The sequence below is a fragment of the Streptomyces sp. NPDC052236 genome (genome assembly GCF_044548015.1).
In the GTDB taxonomy this organism is placed as follows: Bacteria; Actinomycetota; Actinomycetes; order Streptomycetales; family Streptomycetaceae; genus Streptomyces.
The window spans coordinates 166,158-182,169 of sequence record NZ_JBIUBL010000021.1; the positions used below are offsets into that span (position 1 = coordinate 166,158).

The window sequence follows — 16,012 nt, forward strand, 5'->3', positions numbered from 1 at the left end:
CGAGTCGCGCGCCAGGTCGGGCGTGGCTGGTCCAACCAGCAGGGGACAGCGATGGCGGAACCGGTACGAGTACGCAGACTGACCGACCAGGAGGGCAACGGCTGCAGCAGATCGTGCGCCGGGGCAGCACCAACTCGGTGCGCTACCGCCGCGCGATGATGCTGCTGGCGTCGGCCGGCGGAAACCGTGTTCCGGTCATCGCCCAGCTCGTGGCGACCGGCGAGGACACCGTGCGCGATCTCATCCACCGCTTCAACGAGATAGGCCTGGCCTGCTTGGACCCCAAGTGGGCGGGAGGCCGTCCCCGCCTGCTCAGCGCTGACGACGAAGGCTTCGTCGTCGCGACGGCCACCACCCGTCCAATCAAACTCGGCCAGCCCTTCACCCGCTGGTCGATCCGCAAACTCTCCGCCTCTCTGCGCAAAGTTCACGGCCGGGTGATCCACATCAGCCGCGAGGCCCTGCGCTGCCTCCTGTCACGACGCGGCGTCACCTTCCAGCGCACCAAGACCTGGAAGGAGTCCACCGACCCGCAGCGAGATGCCAAGCTGGACCGCATCGACCATGTCCTGGAGCATTTACCCGACCGCGTTTTCGGGTTCGACGAGTTCGGGCCGCTCGGCATCCGCCCCACCGCAGGATCCTGCTGGGCGCCGCAGAACCGACCTCAGCGGATCCCGGCCACTTACCACCGCACCCACGGCGTCACCTACTTCCACGGCTGCTACTCGATCGGTGACGACACCCTGTGGGGCGTCAACCGCCGCCACAAGGGCGCAGCGCAATCCCTGGCCGCGCTGAAGTCGATCCGCGCCGCCCGTCCCGACGGTGCCCCCATCTACGTGATCATGGACCTGTCTACTTACAAGGGCACCAAGATCCGGGCCTGGGCGAAGAAGCACCGGGTGGAGCTGTGCTTCACGCCGACCAACGCCTCTTGGGCGAACCCGATCGAGGCCCACTTCGGGCATCTGTGGCAGTTCACCCTGGCGAACTCCCACCACCCCAACCACACCGCCCAGACCCGTGCACTGCACGCATACCTACGCTGGCGCAACGCCAATACCCGGCACCCCGACGTCCTCACAGTCCAGCGACGAGAACGCGCCCGAATCCGTAGCGAGAAGGGTATGCGCTGGAGTAGACCGCGATGAGCATGTTCGGGGACGGCCTGGACAAGGCGGTTCAGAAGACGTTCACCCGCCCGATCCCCAAGTCGGCCGGGGCGCAGATGCGATACCTGGTCAAGCAACTCAAGGGAACCAAGCCGTCGCCCAGATGCTGCGAGTCTCGCAGCGCACCGTGGAGCGGTACGTGAAGAACCAGATTAAAAAGCCCCGCCCGGACCTCGCCGCCCGCATAGAGCGCGAGGTGAAGGCCCGCTGGCAGCCGCAGATCAAGGAGAAGGCCATGAAGACGGCGGCCACCACCGGCGGCATCGTCATCGACACCCGCGCCCGGCTCGGCTACACCGCCCCGATCGGCACCACCGACCAGGACCGGATCCGCCACCTCACCGTGGCGCTGCCCCCGCGGTACGCCGCCCGTCTCTTCGACGCCCGGGATCAGGGCGCCAGCGACCAGCGGCTCCAGGAGATCGCCGCCGAAGCGCTGAAGGACGTGTACTTCCAGGACGGCGGACACCGCGCCGCCGACCTGGAGAAGGTGCGCTTCACGAACGTCGAGCACATCGAGTTCGACCTGTAGCAGATGCGCCCCGAACAGGTGACGATGTCCCGCTGTGACTGAGCGATTCATATGGCGGGTTAGCGCGTGAGTTGGCGAGGCTGAGCGTCTGAGTTGGCGGGAAGGAGCCACGGGCGTGGCGCCATCACCTGTGAGTGTGAGCCGCTATCAGGCCAGGCGGATGTCAGCGGCGGGCCCGGGTTCCGCCCCGCTGGTCAGAGAGAGTCGCCGTGATGCCGCCGACCAGCGGCGTCTCACTGCTGGTTGTGGCGCCCGGTATTCAAGGTGGCGGTTGGTGGCGGGAAGGCATGGGTCACTGCACCTCTTCGGGTGGTTTGAGGTGTGCATCGCGAACCAGTCCCCAGAACTGCGAAAGAGTGTGGCCGTCCGGGTACGCGGCGCATGTTCCATGAATGAGAGCGATTCACGTGCGAGTGGGCATGTGCGCCGTTCTGGTTGTGGTCGGCGGGGTGGGTGGCGGCGGGTTTCCTTCCGATGCCCAAACAGCCTGACGTGTCCGAACCCGGTTGATGGCACAACGAGATCAGGCTGTTGGCCTGGTGGACCACCTAGGGAGAGGGCGGAAGACCAGTGAAGAAGATGACACGGGTAAAGGCGGCTATGGCAGCGGTGGCGGGCTTAATCCTCGCGATGGGCGTGGTGGGAGGGACGGGCGGTTCGGCCGCTGCGGCGGGGCGTGCGGCGGCCGAACCGGAGAAGACGTGCACCAGCACCGACACGTTCTGGATGGAGGGACATCCGGGCAAGAAGGCCAACGTCAGCCTCTGTGCTCATACGGACGGGACGTTCATGAACGTTACTGGCGCTGCGGACTGCTTCTGGGGGTGGGGCCTATGGCAGTACAACCAGTGTCGCGCCTCCGGAAGCTGGGAATTGCGCAAGGACGGGAAGGCGGTAGCCAACGGCAGCATCGGGGGGAGCCAGGAGTTCTATCCGGGGCCCGGTACCTACACTCTGGTCGCGTACGTCAGCGCGGACGGGTCGCAGGCTGGGAGCCCCGGTGGCTGGCACGAGATCCATGCGTCCGGTGAGATGAGGCGGACCATCACGCTCAGCACACCTCTCGCCGCAGGACCGCGTCTGCATGGCACCGTCAGCAGGGTCGGCTACTACGGTGGTCCGTCCGCGCTGACGGTGACGAACAAGGGCGACGCAACCGCGAACGCTGTGAGCATCCAGCTCAGCTCCGTGGGCCGCGATACCGCGAAGGTGACCGACGACAAGCGGTGCAAGGCCGTTGGGAACTGGGGTGACTTGGAGTGCACGCTGGGGGACCTGGCAGCCGGTGCGTCGCAGACGGTGTCCCTGAAGACGGACGAAGCCTCAAAGCTGTGCGACGGGGAATACGGCGGCCTCTACTGGTCCTACAAGGCGAAGAACTTCCCTGAGCAGCCCGAGCCTGGGGCCAAAACGGGCATCTGCCCTCAGTACTAACGAGCGGTGTTACGGGCCGGCGGCTGCGTCTGCAACCGCCGGCCCAGCTGCGTAGCTGGGAGGGTGGGCGAGTTGCCGCCCACCGCGGTGCAGGAGCATGGGCGCAACGCTCCCATGCTTACGACCTTGGGAGCGATTGAGATCCGGACGTCCTGGCCTGGCGGGGCGGCTGGTGGGTGAGGGTGGCCAGCAGGGGCTGACGCCGCCTGGTGCGATCATCCATACGCTCCTTGACTCGCCCTTTCCGGATTCCGTAGCCCCGGACGTCCACGTCGGAGACGGGACAAGGAGCGACCCAGACCGCCCACTGCTCGGGCTCTGCGGCGGCCCAGGCTTGCAGATCGGCGTAGAACGCCCGGACGGCTCTCAGGATCGGATCGAAGTCGCGTGCGCCCTTGCCGTCGGAGCGCACCGCCGCCCGATCGCGCCATCGTTGGTAGAGCTCGCTGTCCAACCGCAGGTGGCCGTACTGGATGGCGAGGGCGACGAGGCCGCCGGGCTGCCGGGCGATGTACCAGGCCAACGACCGGCGGAAGCGCATCGCGGTGACCGGCCCGCCCGGGTCTGGGGGGATGAGCTCGTGGGTGAGGCCGTGGCGGGCGGCTTCCTGGTTGGCCCAGGTGATGAAGTCGGTGATGCGTTCGCAGATCCCGTCGCTGCCCATGGCCTTGCCGCGATGGCGGACGGCGCCCCGGTGGTAGTCGCTGGCGAAGAGCAGCTCGCCTTCGGGGACGATGCGCTCCAGGACGCGGATGGCTGCGACGACGGGGGCGACGGCGACCCAGGGAACATCCCGCTCGACGCCGACGGAGAGGTGGTTGCCGTCTTCGTCGACGGCGGTCTTGAACTGGCGCGTGCGGATCAGATGCCACGCTCCCCCACTGTCGCCGACGACCGGGTCGGGGCAGCAGCCCGAGCGCAGGGCGAGAGTACTGGCGGAGGGGGCATATTCCGACCATGCACTATTTCCCCTCTTTCCGGCTCTCAGAAGCAAACCATTGGGCATCGCCTCACCGCTTCACTGCGGTGTCCCCGGTGGTCGCAAGGAGAGCTTGCGCCTGTTCGCGGGCATGGGCGATGGGGTCTGGGAAGACGTTCAGGCCGTGGGCGACGAGCGCTCCTTCGTGCAGCAGCATGAGTGTCCGGCCCAGGTGTCCGGCCCCGTCTGGGGAGATGTCCCCTGCGAGGTGGGTGAACAGGTCGAGCATCCACTCCTTTTGCCCGGTGATGATCGGGTAGGCCGGGTGGGACGGATCGCTGATCTCGGCATGGGCGTTGACCATGCTGCACCCCTTGGAACTGTTCTCCGCCGACCATGCGCGTGAGGCGTCGAAGACGGCCAGGACGCGTGCCAGCGGCGCTGGATGTGTGGCGCCGAGGTGCTGGGCGAGGAAGGTCCGCCAGCGCTCGTCACGGTCCGCGAGGTACTCCACAACGATCTGCTCCTTGGAGCCGAACCGGTCGTAGAGGGTCTTCTTGGTCACCCCGGCCTCGGCGGCGATCAGGTCCACGCCGACAGCATGGATGCCGCGTTCGTAGAACAGCCTCGCGGCGGCCTCCAGGACGCGCAGTGCGGCAGGCGTCATCGAGATCCGTCGCAGCTTCTCCGTAGCACCCATGCTCAAAAGTATACCGATCTGTATAGTGAATCCCAATGGGTATACCGATCTGTTTAGTGGAGGGTGAGGCGTGAACTTCCTGCTCTCGATCGCCTTTGTGCTGTGCTGGAGTTCCGGGTTCATCGGGGCCAAGCTCGGTGCGGGCAGCGCGTCCGCGGTCACGATACTGATGTGGCGGTTCCTGCCGCTGACCGTCATCCTGATCGTCGTTGCTGTGACCGCCGCCAGAACGTCGTGGCGGGGCCTCGCGGTGCGGGATGTGGCCAGGCAGGCCATGATCGGCGTGCTGTCGCAGAGCGGCTATCTGCTCACCGTCTACTACGCGATCCAACTCGGGGTTTCCAGCGGCACCACAGCCCTGATCGACGGCGTCCAACCTCTCGTCGCCGGAGCACTTGCCGGACCGTTGTTGCGTCAGTACGTCTCGCGCAGGCAGTGGCTCGGCCTGTGCCTGGGGGTAAGCGGAGTCGCAATCGTCACCACGGCCGATGCCGCAGCCCGCACCGGCGTGGCCTGGTGGGCCTATCTCGTACCCTTCCTCGGCATGTTTTCGCTGGTAGCGGCCACGTTCCTCGAAAGCCGCTCCCGCGCGCGGGTCGCGCCCGCGGTGTCGATGACCGTCCACTGCACCACCAGCGCGGTCATCTTCACGGCACTTGCCGTAAGCGTCGGAGCCGCGAAGCCGCCAGCTGAGCTCTCGTTCTGGGCCGCGATCAGCTGGCTGGTGGCCTTGTCCACCTTCGGCGGGTACGGGCTGTACTGGCTCATCCTGAGGCGCTCTGGAATCACCAAGGTCAATACGCTCATGTTCCTCATGGCGCCGGTCACGGCAGTCTGGGGAGCCCTCATGTTCGGTGAACCGTTCGGTCCGCAGACCGCCCTCGGCCTGGCCATCGGCCTCGCAGCAGTCGTCATCGTCTATCGCGGAGACACCTCATCCACCACGCTGTGTGCCCGGAATGCAGACACGGCCGAGACGGCGAAACCAGCCAAGTACGGCGCCTGATGCCCCTGCCTCATCAGAGAGGAGGAGTGTCCTCGTCTGCGGCTCGGGCCGCCAGGTACTCGGCCCAGTCGCGTCGGGCGTAGGCGACCCAGCGGAGCGCGGTATGGCGGTGCATCCCGGTCACGTCGGCGAGGATCGGGCTGGGGAGATCAGCAGCGAGGGCGGCCAGCGCCGCGTTGCGGGCGGTGCGGACCGGGATGCCATGGCGGCCCAGCTTCTGGGTCATGCCGTGCGTCGAGATCGGCTTGCCCGGGACCATGCCCGGGAAGAGCCACCGAGGCCCTGGGTGGACTCACGAGAGCTGCGGCCGCAGCTGGGGCTGTTCGGCGAGATGTCGAAGGAGTCCGGCGAGCCGTGGCGGCAGCAGGACGGGGTGGCGGCCCAGCATCAGGTGGGCGTGTTCGTCGCCCAACGTAGGCTGTTCAGGCGTCAGATGGCAGAGGCGTTCGGTGGACGGGCCGAACAGCAGGGTGATCTCGCTGGCAGCCCGGACATCCGTAGGCAGGGCATCGTCGGTCAGACAGCGCTGTAGGAGCGGCCATCGATCGTCCTCGTCGAGCGGGTTCTGGGGCTCCTGGCTCGGGATGGAGGGGACGGTGAGTTCGTGGGTGAGCCGACGGCTCGTGGTCCATTTCAGGAAGTAGCGGATCAGGTAGCGCCGTTGGCTGGTGGCTCCGACGATCCAGTCGTCGATGTGTTCCTGGGCGAGGTCGGCGAGAGTCAGGCCGCGTTGGTCCATCCAGGCCAGAAAGTCCAGGGCGACGCTGACGCGGCGCCGCAGGTCGCGGTCGGCCGAGGCGGGATGGTGGCGGGTGGCGGGCGCGTCGGAGCAGGAACCAGTGCAGGAACGGGCGGGCGAGGTTGGCGTGCGCGGCCGGCTTGTCCGCGAGTTCGTGTTCCAGCCTGCCGGGGATGCGTTCGAGGTCTTCGTTGCGCTCGTCCAAGATGCCGGTGTGGACCATGAGTTGGCGGATGTAGCGCTGGTTCCGGCTGGGCGGGAGCTCATCCAGCAGGTCGTGGGTGAGCTCGTGGCCTTCGGCCACGAGCCGGGCGAGGAGCTTGGTGTTCGGGCTTTCCTTGATCCACTGGATGGCGGGGAACGGTGAGGGAGCATCCGTCAGCGCGGTCGCGAGCGGTTTCAGCTGTGGGGTGACCGTGCCGTCGGGCCCGGCCATCAGGGCGTTGACCCGTTCGGCGAGGACGCAGTGAGCGCATCGGCCGCGGCTGTGGGGGTTGCCGGCTCGACCGCACTGCTTGCAGGTGTAGTCGGCGGCGAAACCGACGCAGGGTCCGCAGACCTCGTCGCCATCGTCGCCCCGCGCGATCAGCGGCTGGACCATGCCGCAGCGAGGGCAGTCGGCCGGTGAGCGGAGCACGGCGGTGTAGCAGGTCATGCAAACCGGCCCGATCGGCCATCGGGTGTTGACCGGCTTGGTCCGGCCGCAGCGGGCGCACGGCTCGCCGGTGCGGTGTCGTTGGTAGCAGGTGGCGCAGATCGGCTGGCCCTGTTGATCGCGGCTGGTGCAGGGGCGGACCCGGCTGCAGATTGAGCAGGTCGCCTCGGGGCTCTGGTAGCAGCCGTCGCAGAGGTCCGGCTGCCCGTCACGCGCGTTGCGAGCGATGCGCTTGAGCTGCCCGCACCGACCGCAGAGCCGCCGTGGCCGGCGATGGCGGTTGTAGCAGAGGTGACAGAGTGCCCCGTCGTCGTCAACGCCTGTCGGCAGCGCTGATTCGCCGGACGGAAAACCCCGTTCCACGAGTGCGGGCAGAAGGGCAGCCCCCGCTCGTTCAGCCACAGCCACAACGGCTCCGGACCCTCCGGCCCCTCCGTGAACAACGTGAGACGCTCCTGCCAGGTCAGCAGGTCCAGCGCCCGCTCCCCACGACCGTGAGGGCCTCGCCAACGGACCCGGGGCTTCAGCCCCTGCGTCACCTCCGTGACCAGCTTCATGGGGAACCGGTCGTACAGCCCGCGCTTCTGGGCCTGGCGCACCGCCCACGCCCGGGAAGAGACCACGTAGTCCTGTACCTGCTCGGCCACCCGAACCGAGGTGTAGAAGGACCGAGAGCGCTTCCCCCGAGAACTCTCCGAGGCCACCGTGCCGTGGCAGTACCTGCTCCCGGGCAGACGCCGCGCGGGCATCTCGATCGTCAGCAACGCTGCCGCCTCCTGGCGCCGCAGTCCGGAAGAGGTGAGGAGGTCGACGAACGAGGTGTTCCGGTCCTCCAGACGCCCCGCCCACCCGGGAGCCGGGGCTCCGTCCCGGCCGAACCCACGCAGACCGACATCCGACCACAGTCGCCAAGTGCGCGGCGTCAGCCAGTGCACATTGCTCGGCCGGCTGTTCTTGGCACGAGCGACGGGCACGGTCACCAGCTCGCCGCGATACCCGACAACCTGCCGTGTAGCGACCGGAGACCGCGTGATCAGGCGTTCATGCAGAGCCCACCGGTACAGACCTGGGCCACGATCGTGGGCGGCAGGCAGAACCACCAACCCAGCGCGTAGCGGCTAACGAAGTGGTCACTGCGGCACGTCCCCGGCCGCCGGGCACGCGGTGCGCCTCCCGGCCTTGTTTCGGCCGAAACAAGGCCGGGAATCGGGACATCACGCACGTGCCCAACTTGCCTGAAGAACCAGCAGATATCCGTCAGGCACGTTGTCGGACGGGTACTTGCCTTACATGCCTGACGCCTCGGAGTCACCCGAGATAACCGATGCTTGCGGGTCATGCCGACGATCTGGCTGCGACAAGCTCAGTCACGGGATGGCTTCGCATCGCGCTGCTCGCTCCGTTGGGGCTGCTGGAACGCCTCACCCCTTCGGAGAGCCGGCCGACGCCCGCCGATGATCCGGAATCCTGATCCGGCACCACGGGAAGAGGGCATGCTGGACTGGATTGCCGGGCGAGAGGCACATCCTCCCCTCCACGGCCCGAGGACGGGCCGAGGAAGATGAGGCCCACAGACACCGGCGTCCGCCCCTCTGCGGCAAGCCCGGTGATCGTTCTTGACCGGCAGGCCTACGCCGCACCGCAGCCAGCAGGTGTCCCTGGCCAGTGGATCAGCTTGTCCAGGTCTTGATCTGAGCGGCGACTTCACGTACGGGGAGTCCGTCCCGGGCCGCGCGGGCCAAGGGGAGAACGGTGTCCAGACCGGGGCTGACCGGGAGGCCGCACGCGGACAGGTAGGCCGCGGTCACCGTGGCTGCGAACAGCAGGTTCCTCACCTCCAGGCTGGGGTTCCGCGCCAGCTCGCACAGCAGCGCCGCGGCCTTGTGATGGGGCTCGGGGTAGACCTCATGGTCGAGGACCTCCGCCCGATGTCGTGCTTCTGCTGCAACCGGCACGCCGTAGTCAACGACCTGGGGGTCTCCCGGGATCTGCTGCGCCACTGCCAAGATCCAGGCGAGGTCGATTCGGAGATTCACGCGGCGTCCCTCGGCGCGGTCTCCGCCAGCCCCTCCGGGAGACCGGGGTAGCGGTCCTCGCCGACCTCCGCCTCGAACCCGTCCGTGTACGCGGCCAGGAACGCCGCGGCGCCGGCCATGAAAGCGGCGCGTGACTGGTTCACATCGGCCTCGATCAAATCGGCCACGTACCCCTGCAAGCTCAGACCGCGGCGCTTGGCCCGGTCCTCGGCGGCCGCCTTGACAGCGTCGTCCAGTCGGATATTCGTCTGCTTTCCCATATCCACCACCATAGCTAGGTGCTGGTACCAGCACCTAGCAAACGATGGGTCGGTTACTTTGCCGCGCCGCCGACCCGGACGCCCCGCAGCATGGCATCGCGCTCCAGCCCTGGAGCAGGACCATCGTCATCGAGATGATCACCGGGGCGCGGACAGTCCGACGAAAAGGCCCGTCGTGCATGGAGGGTCCTGGGATGATGAATCGGAACATCACCCCCGATCGGCAAGGGAACGAATGGGCCTGCACATTTCGCGGATCGAGATCCGGAACTTCCGGAACTCCGACACCTCGTCATCGAGGCCGTGGTCGCGTGCGAGGGCGGCGATGGAGCGGCCTTCCAGGTACGCGGTGCGTACGGCGTCGGTCTTCGCGGCCGCCACGGCGGGGCGGCGTCCGCCCTTGCTGCCCTTGGCCTCGGCGGCGCGCAGTCCGTCGTAGGTCAGTTCGCGCTGGAGGTCGCGCTGGAGTTCGCCGACGGCGGCGAGGGTCTGCACCATGAACTTCACGGTGGACAGCAGTTCGCCGGTGCGCGGGTGGCGGCGGTGAGGTCCATCGCGGAGAACGCGCCGTCGTGGATGCGCAGCGCCACCTGGTCGCGGTGGAGGACGTCGAGCACGTCGAGGATGTGTCCGGTGCCGCGTACGAGGCGGAACATCTCGGAGATGTGCACGGTGTCGCCTGGCCGCGCGTACGTGAGGAGTTCGCGGAACTTCGGGCGCTGGAGGGGGGTGGAGGCGGCTGGAGGTGCCCGGGTCTTCCTCGAAGACGACGGGGTCCTCGACTTCGGCCTCGTCCAGGACGAGGTTCTGCCGGGCGGTCGACTGCTGGTCGGTTGAGACTCGCTTGTAGACCACGTTCGCCACCGAGGGCTCCTTCCGTACGGAGGATCGGAACCCATCTGTCGTCAAACCCTGTCAGCAATCACCATCGGATCTGATTGGATTCGAGCCGCCGCGAACCCCCGGATTCGGCCTCGGGGAACATCGGTACAGCGGTTAACGCTTAGCCGGTGATCACGGTCTTGATGCAGGTCGCGGGTGGGCCTACGGCAGCTCGGTGTTCGGGTGGGGCTGGGCCTGGAGCCGTTCGCGCAGCTCGATCTCCTCGGCGGTGAGCGGTTCCCCTGGTTGGCGGATGCGGACGGGCTTGGGCCGCATCGGCAGGCCGTCGTCCACCGCGGTGGCCTCGGCTTCCGCGAGCGCCCGGTAGAGCGAGGCAACCGAGGGCGACTTGCCCGCGTTTTTCCCGACCTTGATGGTGAGCTTCTTCGCGATGTCGGGGACGGGGATGCCCTTGTCCTTCAGCGCGACGGCGAAGGTGAGCATGTCGTCGTCGATGACCTTCGGGCGGCCGCCGTGGTTGCCCTTGGAGGCGGCGATGACCTGGCCTTCGAGGGTCTTCTCCCGGATGTAGTTGCGCTCGATCTGCCCGGCGACGGCGAGGACGGCGAAGAACATGGTGCCCATGCCGTTGGGGTCGTAGATCCCGGTGAGCGGTCCGGTGAGGAGTTCGAGCTGGATGTCCCCGGCCTGGAGCTCGGCGGACAGCGTCATCAGCTCGGCCGCGTTGCGCGCGAGGCGCTTGAGTTCGTGCACTGTGAGGATGACGGGCGTCTCCGGGGCGGCCTCCTTGAACTGGTGGGCTAGCGCGAGCGCCTTCTCCAGCTCGGGCCGCACCTTCACCCGGGTGCTGATCTGCTCCTTGAAGACCTTGTGGCACTCCGCCCGATGGAGGGCTTCGAGCTGGCTCGCCAGCTCCTGCCGGGCGGTCGACGTCCTGGCGTACCCGATCCGCACCGGGCGCTCGGTGCGGGGCGCAGGCACCACGGCGAGCGCCGGGCCCTGCTTCCATACGCGGCCCGGGTGCCGGTCGGCGGGGACGAGCACTTCGAGTTCTTCGCGGAGCGCGGGGACGAGGACGAAGCGGGGGATGTGGTACTTCGCGGCGGTCTTCCCACCCCGGGTGCGACAGGCGCTGCCAGCGGGCGCGTCACAGTTCGGGCAGTCGTGACGTTCTACCGCCAATGCGGCCTGATCGGGCGTGAGATCCATCCCGGGATTCTCTCAGAAGTGCCTCGCACAACATGCGGGGAAGGACTTTTGCGTACGGCGACCTGCGGAAACGTGATCCTGCCGGGGGCTCTCGCAGAACTCTCACAGATGAACATTTATGAGAAACACCGTCCGTCACCCGTGTGGCCACAGGGCTGCTCGGTTGCCCCGTCTCACCCACCGAGCCGACAGCGAGGCCACGCACTGGCAGAGTCTTCTCTGCAGAGACTCCTATGCAGAGAAGACTCTGCAACCAACGCTGTTGGCATGTCCGACGAGCCCGAACGCACATCACAGCCCGCCAAGCCCACCCGGCGCCTCGATGCGCGCAGCCTGCGGGGGCTGGCCCATCCGCTGCGGATGAACATCTTTGAACTGCTCAGTCTGGACGGCCCTGCTACCGCCACCAGGCTCGCCGAACGCCTCGGCGAGAACACCGGCACCATCAGTTGGCACTTGCGCCACCTCGCCGAGCACGGCTTCATCGTGGAGGAAACCGGACGGGGCACGAAACGCGAGCGCTGGTGGAGAAGGGTCGACGTCTCGAATGAGCTGAACACTGCCGATTTCCGCGACGATCCCGACACCCGGGGCGCGCTGTCGGTCTATTTGCACGAACTGCTGCAGCAGTACTTCAGCCGGGTCGTGAACTACATCAGCGAGGACTGGGACGACAGGTGGCGGAGCGCCGGCACCGTCTCGGACTGGAGTGACCTGCGGATGACCCCGAAGCAGCTGGAGGCGCTCAACGCGGAGCTGATGGCTGTCATCGCCCGCCATACCCCTGCTCCGGATGCCGAGCCCGCCCCGGACGCGCTCCCCGTCGTCGTGCAGCTCCAGTCCTTCCCCCGCAAGGAACGTGGCTCCGCATGAGCTACGGCATACGCGGTGGCCTCCTGCGTCGCCACCGCGATTTCCGCATGCTGTGGTGCGGCGAGACCGCCGGCAAGTTCGGCGCGTCCGTCACCGGGGTAGCGATGCCGCTGGTCGCTGTCTCCACCCTGCACGCCAGCACGTTCGAGGTCGGCCTGCTGAGCGCCGCCGCATGGGCCCCTTGGCTGATCATCGGTCTCCCGGTCGGTGTCTGGGTGGACCGGCTGCGGCGCAGACCGATCATGCTGGCCGCCGCCGCGGTCTCCCTCGTACTCTTCGCCAGCGTCCCGGTCACCGCATGGTCCGGCCGGCTGAGTATCGGACTACTGCTGGCCGTCGCCCTGCTGACAGGCACGGCAGCGGTGTTCTTCCAGACCGCCTACAGCGCCTATCTCCCCAGCATTCTGGAACCCGATGACCAGCCCGAAGGCAACGCCAAACTGCACGGCAGCGCATCCGCCGCGCAGATTGCCGGGCTCGGCTCCGGCGGCCTGATCGCACAGTTGGCAGGTGCGGTGAACGGGATGTTCGCCAACGCCGCGACATTCCTCGTCTCCCTCCTGTGCCTTGCAGGCATTCGGCATCGCGAGCCACGCATCACCAGAACCGAACATCGCCCCACTTCACTGATCAGTGAAGTCCGCGAAGGCCTGCGGCTGATCGCCGTCGACCCCTGGTTTCGCACGTTCACACTCTTCGGGGCCGCCTCCAACCTGGCTCTTATGGGATACCAGTCAATTCAGGTGGTCTTTCTGGTCCAGAGCGTCGGCCTGACCCCGGGGACGGTCGGCGTACTCATCGCGGCGACCAGTGCCGGAGGCGTAGCTGGGGCATTCGCCGCACGCAGGGTTGCTCACCGGATCGGCACGGCCCGCGCGACACTGCTGTTCGAGCTGGGCCTTCCCGTGCTCGGTCTGCTGATCCCGCTGACCGTCGGCGGAGCCGGGATCCTGCTCTTTGTGACAGGTGGCTTCAGCGTCTCCGCGGGCGTCGTCGCTGGCAACATCATCAAGGCGAGCTTCCAGCAACGCTACTGCCCGCCGGATCTCCTCGGTCGCCTCACCGCAAGCACAGCATTTCTCAGCTACGGAACGATCCCCATCGGAGCACTGCTCGGCGGCGTGCTCGGAACCGCACTCGGCCTCCGCACTGCCATGGCCATCACGACAGCGGGGGTCCCGCTCGCCGCGCTGATCCTGCTCTTCTCCCCGATCCGGCGATGCCGGGACCTGCCGACGTCCCGCCAGGTAACGAGTAATTCCAAACTTTCGCTGGATTCTGATGGCGAGCCGGCCCTACCTCGTCATTGATCACGATCGCACCGGGCAATTCCCTCTCGGAACCGAGCGCCAGAATTTCCGTCGGCCATCAAGTCGCGGGCTCCCAGGGAGCGGACCGTCACCGCCGCGAAGCGCCTGACCAAGGCCGCGGCCCACAAGCTGATCGGCGCCTTACCTCGACGTCACAACCGGACAGCTGCAATGGGTCAACGCGGGCCATCCCCCACCGCTGCTGATCCGCAACCGCCGGGTCCTGCGGCGCCTGGACAGCCCGACCACTCTCCCGGTGCGGCTTCGGCGGTGAGCGCCCCCAGATCAGCGCATACACGCTCCAACGCGGCGACCGAGTGCTGTGCTACACCGAGGGCGTGATCGAGGAACGCGACGAGGAAGGAGAACCGTTCGGCGAGGAACGGCTCATCCGCTGCATCAACCGCATCGAGAACACCGAAGAAGGACTACGGGCCGAGGTGCGCCGGCCCGCTCCCGCTTCAGGGTGGCCGGCCGCACCAGCGACGATGCGACCCTCTTCATGATCGAGTGGTGCGGCGGCGCGGCGGACCACCTCGCCCTCCTGGCTTGAAGTGACGAGTCTCATGGCAGAACGACTGCCCCCCTTTCGTGTCATCCGAGAGCGAGGTCGACGGCTGACGGGCGGGCCTCGGTTTGCCCGTTGCGCTGATGGAGCCGTCGTGGTGGTGCGACAATTGGGTCGGCTTGAGGGCCCAAGGATCTCTTGGTGGGGTTGCTGACCGCCACCGCCAGAATGATCAGTCGCGTTGTGCCTCGCGGGAGGCCGACTGTCCGCTTCTGCGGGAACTTCGGCGGGTGATTCGCCTGGTCATAAGGGTGATCGCGGCCCAGGTGATCAGCGACTCGGATTCTCTGAACTAGCGACTAACCAACGAGTGCGGGTCACTGCTCCCCTCGTTGAGGGTGGTTTATTCGGCCGTCGGAGTCGGCCTTTTGGCGGCAGCTGGTCGACGTCACCGACGCCCGCAGCAAGGACCGGCTGGTGCTGCCTGGCCTGTACGACCCGGCGCATGCCTCATCCATGGGCCCGGTATGGGGGGCCACTGGCGCGTCTGTTCCGCGGAGTCGAAGGCCGCCAGCACGACGTGCTGGTGGACCTGGGGCGGCGCGCCCCGCCGCGAACCCGGAGGGGCCCCAGAGGCCGCCCGCCCGCCGCGCCATCGCAGCCCTGGCCGCGGAGGAGGGGCTGACGAGATTCTTGAGAACGACCGGGGCTACTCCTCGCCTCACTCGATCAACCGTTCCTAGACACTGAGCGGGAGTGAGTCCTGGTGCCAGGACTGCTGCTCGGTGGCGCTGCCCCGAACGGTGTTGGGCAGGCTGGTCTCCCGCTTTCGCTCCACGGCCGGCGGGGCGCATCTGGTGCGCGGTCCGGGCAGATGGGGGCGGGTTTCCTCACGCCTTCGGGTGCCCGGTCGGGCCTGGACGGTCCGATGCCCACCACGATCGCTCTGGTCGGGGTGGGGCGGTGTCGTCCGTCGCCGGATCGGGTGTCCGAGGGCGCGTCGCCCGACCGCGATGCTCGCCGCATCGTGCCGGGACATCTCACGTCGTGGGGTGGTCAGGGGTTTCTGCCAGTGCTGGGCACCCCAGCGGCTGGTGTAGGCCGGGTCGACCGCGACGACCGCGATGTCCTGCTCGGCGGCCATCGAGACCAGCCGGGCCCTGAGCTTCGCGGTCGGGAAGCGGGAGAGCAAGCGGCGGAAGCGTTTGTTGCGGCCGTGCTTCTCCCGGCTTTTGCCGTCGGTGAAGTCGAGGTCCTCGATGGCGATCGCGCCGGCCCCGCAACGTTGGGTGTAGTGCAGCAGCCTGCTGAGCGCGTGGCGGATCTGTGCGTCGCGGTGCTGCGTGCTGCCGGTCAGGTCGTAGAAGAAGCGCTGCGGCTCGCCGACCGGGTTGCCGTGCACGTCCAGACGCCACGCGGCGAGGTGATCGTCGTTCATGTCCACCCCCACCACACCCCGCACCAGCGCCGCCTGAAGCGGGAGGACGGGGGCGGTCGCGCGTTGCCAGGACGCGGTCACATACCAACGGCCGGGTGCCGTGTCGTGGTGGAGGCGGTAGGCCACCGCCCGGTTGGCGGTGATCCGGTCGGCCCACTCCGCACCCCGGTGCCGGAAGCGCACGGTCACCTCCAGGACGTACCGGCCGTGCGGGGCGTTGGCCAGATGGGCCAGCGGGGCCGGAAGCTTGATCGAAACCTGTCCGGTGTCGGTGACACGAATGGTCTCGTTGCCGAACCGTTTGCCGGACTCCCCATCGGCCGCCAGGAACATCCGCTCTGCTTGCCACCGCTTGCGCCATTCCTGCTCGCTCAG

General features: G+C 67.6%; 16 protein-coding genes and 3 pseudogenes. 9 read left to right on the forward strand and 10 right to left on the reverse strand.

The genetic code is table 11. The features are described from left to right. Positions 1 to 51: 51 nt before the first annotated feature. The 3 genes and pseudogenes from ACIHCQ_RS30215 (at position 52) to ACIHCQ_RS30225 (ending at position 3,141) form a co-directional block, all read left to right on the forward strand. Positions 52 to 1,154, forward strand: a pseudogene (locus tag ACIHCQ_RS30215) (IS630 family transposase). Then, positions 1,151 to 1,707 (forward strand): annotated as a pseudogene (gene tpg, locus ACIHCQ_RS30220) (telomere-protecting terminal protein Tpg). The pseudogenes ACIHCQ_RS30215 and tpg overlap by 4 nt, the downstream one beginning before the upstream one ends. A gap of 570 nt (positions 1,708 to 2,277) precedes the next feature. Continuing rightward, positions 2,278 to 3,141 (forward strand): hypothetical protein, encoded by an 864-nt coding sequence (locus ACIHCQ_RS30225; RefSeq protein WP_399669179.1) that lies wholly within the window; start codon positions 2,278 to 2,280, stop codon positions 3,139 to 3,141. Positions 3,142 to 3,259: 118 nt separating this feature from the next. Here ACIHCQ_RS30225 and ACIHCQ_RS30230 read toward each other — a convergent pair whose 3' ends face one another. Together ACIHCQ_RS30230 and ACIHCQ_RS30235 are read right to left on the reverse strand one after the other, a co-directional pair. Next, complete coding sequence (locus ACIHCQ_RS30230) at positions 3,260 to 4,147, reverse strand: hypothetical protein (protein WP_399669181.1); 888 nt, start codon at positions 4,145 to 4,147, stop codon at positions 3,260 to 3,262. Between the two features lie 4 nt (positions 4,148 to 4,151). Next, a complete protein-coding gene (locus ACIHCQ_RS30235) occupies positions 4,152 to 4,760 on the reverse strand; it encodes a TetR/AcrR family transcriptional regulator (RefSeq protein ID WP_399669184.1) in 609 nt (202 codons plus the stop codon). Positions 4,761 to 4,830: 70 nt separating this feature from the next. On the opposite strand from ACIHCQ_RS30235, the gene ACIHCQ_RS30240 reads away from it, so the two are divergent. Further along, positions 4,831 to 5,766: a DMT family transporter gene (locus ACIHCQ_RS30240; protein ID WP_399669187.1), complete on the forward strand. Its 936-nt coding sequence runs from the start codon at positions 4,831 to 4,833 to the stop codon at positions 5,764 to 5,766. Positions 5,767 to 5,779: 13 nt separating this feature from the next. Here ACIHCQ_RS30240 and ACIHCQ_RS30245 read toward each other — a convergent pair whose 3' ends face one another. Beyond that, positions 5,780 to 5,992, reverse strand: coding sequence for a hypothetical protein (locus ACIHCQ_RS30245; protein WP_399669189.1), 213 nt, complete (start codon positions 5,990 to 5,992; stop codon positions 5,780 to 5,782). Positions 5,993 to 6,058: 66 nt separating this feature from the next. Further along, positions 6,059 to 6,505, reverse strand: a complete 447-nt coding sequence (locus tag ACIHCQ_RS30250) for a hypothetical protein (protein ID WP_399669192.1) — start codon at positions 6,503 to 6,505, stop codon at positions 6,059 to 6,061. Positions 6,506 to 6,578: 73 nt separating this feature from the next. Here ACIHCQ_RS30250 and ACIHCQ_RS30255 point away from each other — a divergent pair, with 73 nt between their 5' ends. Beyond that, positions 6,579 to 6,872 (forward strand): hypothetical protein, encoded by a 294-nt coding sequence (locus ACIHCQ_RS30255; protein WP_399669195.1) that lies wholly within the window; start codon positions 6,579 to 6,581, stop codon positions 6,870 to 6,872. Between the two features lie 1,958 nt (positions 6,873 to 8,830). Here the strand turns inward: ACIHCQ_RS30255 and ACIHCQ_RS30260 are convergent. The 5 genes from ACIHCQ_RS30260 to ACIHCQ_RS30280 form a co-directional block, all read right to left on the reverse strand. Continuing rightward, positions 8,831 to 9,196: a hypothetical protein gene (locus tag ACIHCQ_RS30260; protein WP_214353924.1), complete on the reverse strand. Its 366-nt coding sequence runs from the start codon at positions 9,194 to 9,196 to the stop codon at positions 8,831 to 8,833. Continuing rightward, the gene (locus ACIHCQ_RS30265) at positions 9,193 to 9,456 is read right to left on the reverse strand and encodes a hypothetical protein (RefSeq protein WP_399669199.1); all 264 of its coding nucleotides are present in this window, start codon (positions 9,454 to 9,456) and stop codon (positions 9,193 to 9,195) included. Before ACIHCQ_RS30265 ends, ACIHCQ_RS30260 begins: the two co-directional genes overlap by 4 nt. Before the next feature lie 210 nt (positions 9,457 to 9,666). Next, positions 9,667 to 9,954 carry a hypothetical protein gene (locus tag ACIHCQ_RS30270; RefSeq protein ID WP_399669202.1) on the reverse strand — a complete coding sequence of 96 codons (288 nt, stop codon included), beginning with the start codon at positions 9,952 to 9,954 and terminating at the stop codon, positions 9,667 to 9,669. A 5-nt stretch (positions 9,955 to 9,959) separates the two neighbouring features. After that, complete coding sequence (locus ACIHCQ_RS30275) at positions 9,960 to 10,127, reverse strand: hypothetical protein (RefSeq protein WP_399669205.1); 168 nt, start codon at positions 10,125 to 10,127, stop codon at positions 9,960 to 9,962. 373 nt (positions 10,128 to 10,500) lie between these two features. Next, complete coding sequence (locus ACIHCQ_RS30280; protein ID WP_399669208.1) at positions 10,501 to 11,508, reverse strand: recombinase family protein; 1,008 nt, start codon at positions 11,506 to 11,508, stop codon at positions 10,501 to 10,503. A 267-nt stretch (positions 11,509 to 11,775) separates the two neighbouring features. On the opposite strand from ACIHCQ_RS30280, the gene ACIHCQ_RS30285 reads away from it, so the two are divergent. The 4 genes and pseudogenes from ACIHCQ_RS30285 to ACIHCQ_RS30300 all read left to right on the forward strand — a co-directional run bounded on the left by ACIHCQ_RS30285 (position 11,776) and on the right by ACIHCQ_RS30300 (position 14,197). Further along, positions 11,776 to 12,381: a helix-turn-helix domain-containing protein gene (locus ACIHCQ_RS30285; protein ID WP_280678954.1), complete on the forward strand. Its 606-nt coding sequence runs from the start codon at positions 11,776 to 11,778 to the stop codon at positions 12,379 to 12,381. Beyond that, a complete protein-coding gene (locus tag ACIHCQ_RS30290) occupies positions 12,378 to 13,691 on the forward strand; it encodes an MFS transporter (RefSeq protein WP_399669212.1) in 1,314 nt (437 codons plus the stop codon). Before ACIHCQ_RS30285 ends, ACIHCQ_RS30290 begins: the two co-directional genes overlap by 4 nt. Positions 13,692 to 13,848: 157 nt before the next feature. Next, positions 13,849 to 13,965, forward strand: a pseudogene (locus tag ACIHCQ_RS30295) (SpoIIE family protein phosphatase); the annotation flags it as partial. A 43-nt stretch (positions 13,966 to 14,008) separates the two neighbouring features. Further along, complete coding sequence (locus ACIHCQ_RS30300) at positions 14,009 to 14,197, forward strand: hypothetical protein (RefSeq protein WP_399669215.1); 189 nt, start codon at positions 14,009 to 14,011, stop codon at positions 14,195 to 14,197. 741 nt (positions 14,198 to 14,938) lie between these two features. On the opposite strand, the gene ACIHCQ_RS30305 is transcribed toward ACIHCQ_RS30300, so the two are convergent. Further along, on the reverse strand, positions 14,939 to 16,012 hold a 1,074-nt coding region (locus tag ACIHCQ_RS30305; RefSeq protein WP_399669218.1), incomplete at its 5' end, for an IS200/IS605 family accessory protein TnpB-related protein.

Excerpts from the sequence above, each read along its gene's own strand:
- ACIHCQ_RS30265 (WP_399669199.1), bottom strand. The coding sequence starts at position 9,456 with ATGGGAAAGCAGACGAATATCCGACTGGACGACGCTGTCAAGGCGGCC.
- ACIHCQ_RS30290 (WP_399669212.1), top strand. The coding sequence starts at position 12,378 with ATGAGCTACGGCATACGCGGTGGCCTCCTGCGTCGCCACCGCGATTTC.
- ACIHCQ_RS30245 (WP_399669189.1), bottom strand. The coding sequence starts at position 5,992 with ATGACCCAGAAGCTGGGCCGCCATGGCATCCCGGTCCGCACCGCCCGC.
- ACIHCQ_RS30235 (WP_399669184.1), bottom strand. The coding sequence starts at position 4,760 with ATGGGTGCTACGGAGAAGCTGCGACGGATCTCGATGACGCCTGCCGCA.
- ACIHCQ_RS30270 (WP_399669202.1), bottom strand. The coding sequence starts at position 9,954 with ATGGTGCAGACCCTCGCCGCCGTCGGCGAACTCCAGCGCGACCTCCAG.
- ACIHCQ_RS30250 (WP_399669192.1), bottom strand. The coding sequence starts at position 6,505 with ATGGACCAACGCGGCCTGACTCTCGCCGACCTCGCCCAGGAACACATC.
- ACIHCQ_RS30280 (WP_399669208.1), bottom strand. The coding sequence starts at position 11,508 with ATGGATCTCACGCCCGATCAGGCCGCATTGGCGGTAGAACGTCACGAC.
- ACIHCQ_RS30230 (WP_399669181.1), bottom strand. The coding sequence starts at position 4,147 with ATGCCCAATGGTTTGCTTCTGAGAGCCGGAAAGAGGGGAAATAGTGCA.
- ACIHCQ_RS30285 (WP_280678954.1), top strand. The coding sequence starts at position 11,776 with ATGTCCGACGAGCCCGAACGCACATCACAGCCCGCCAAGCCCACCCGG.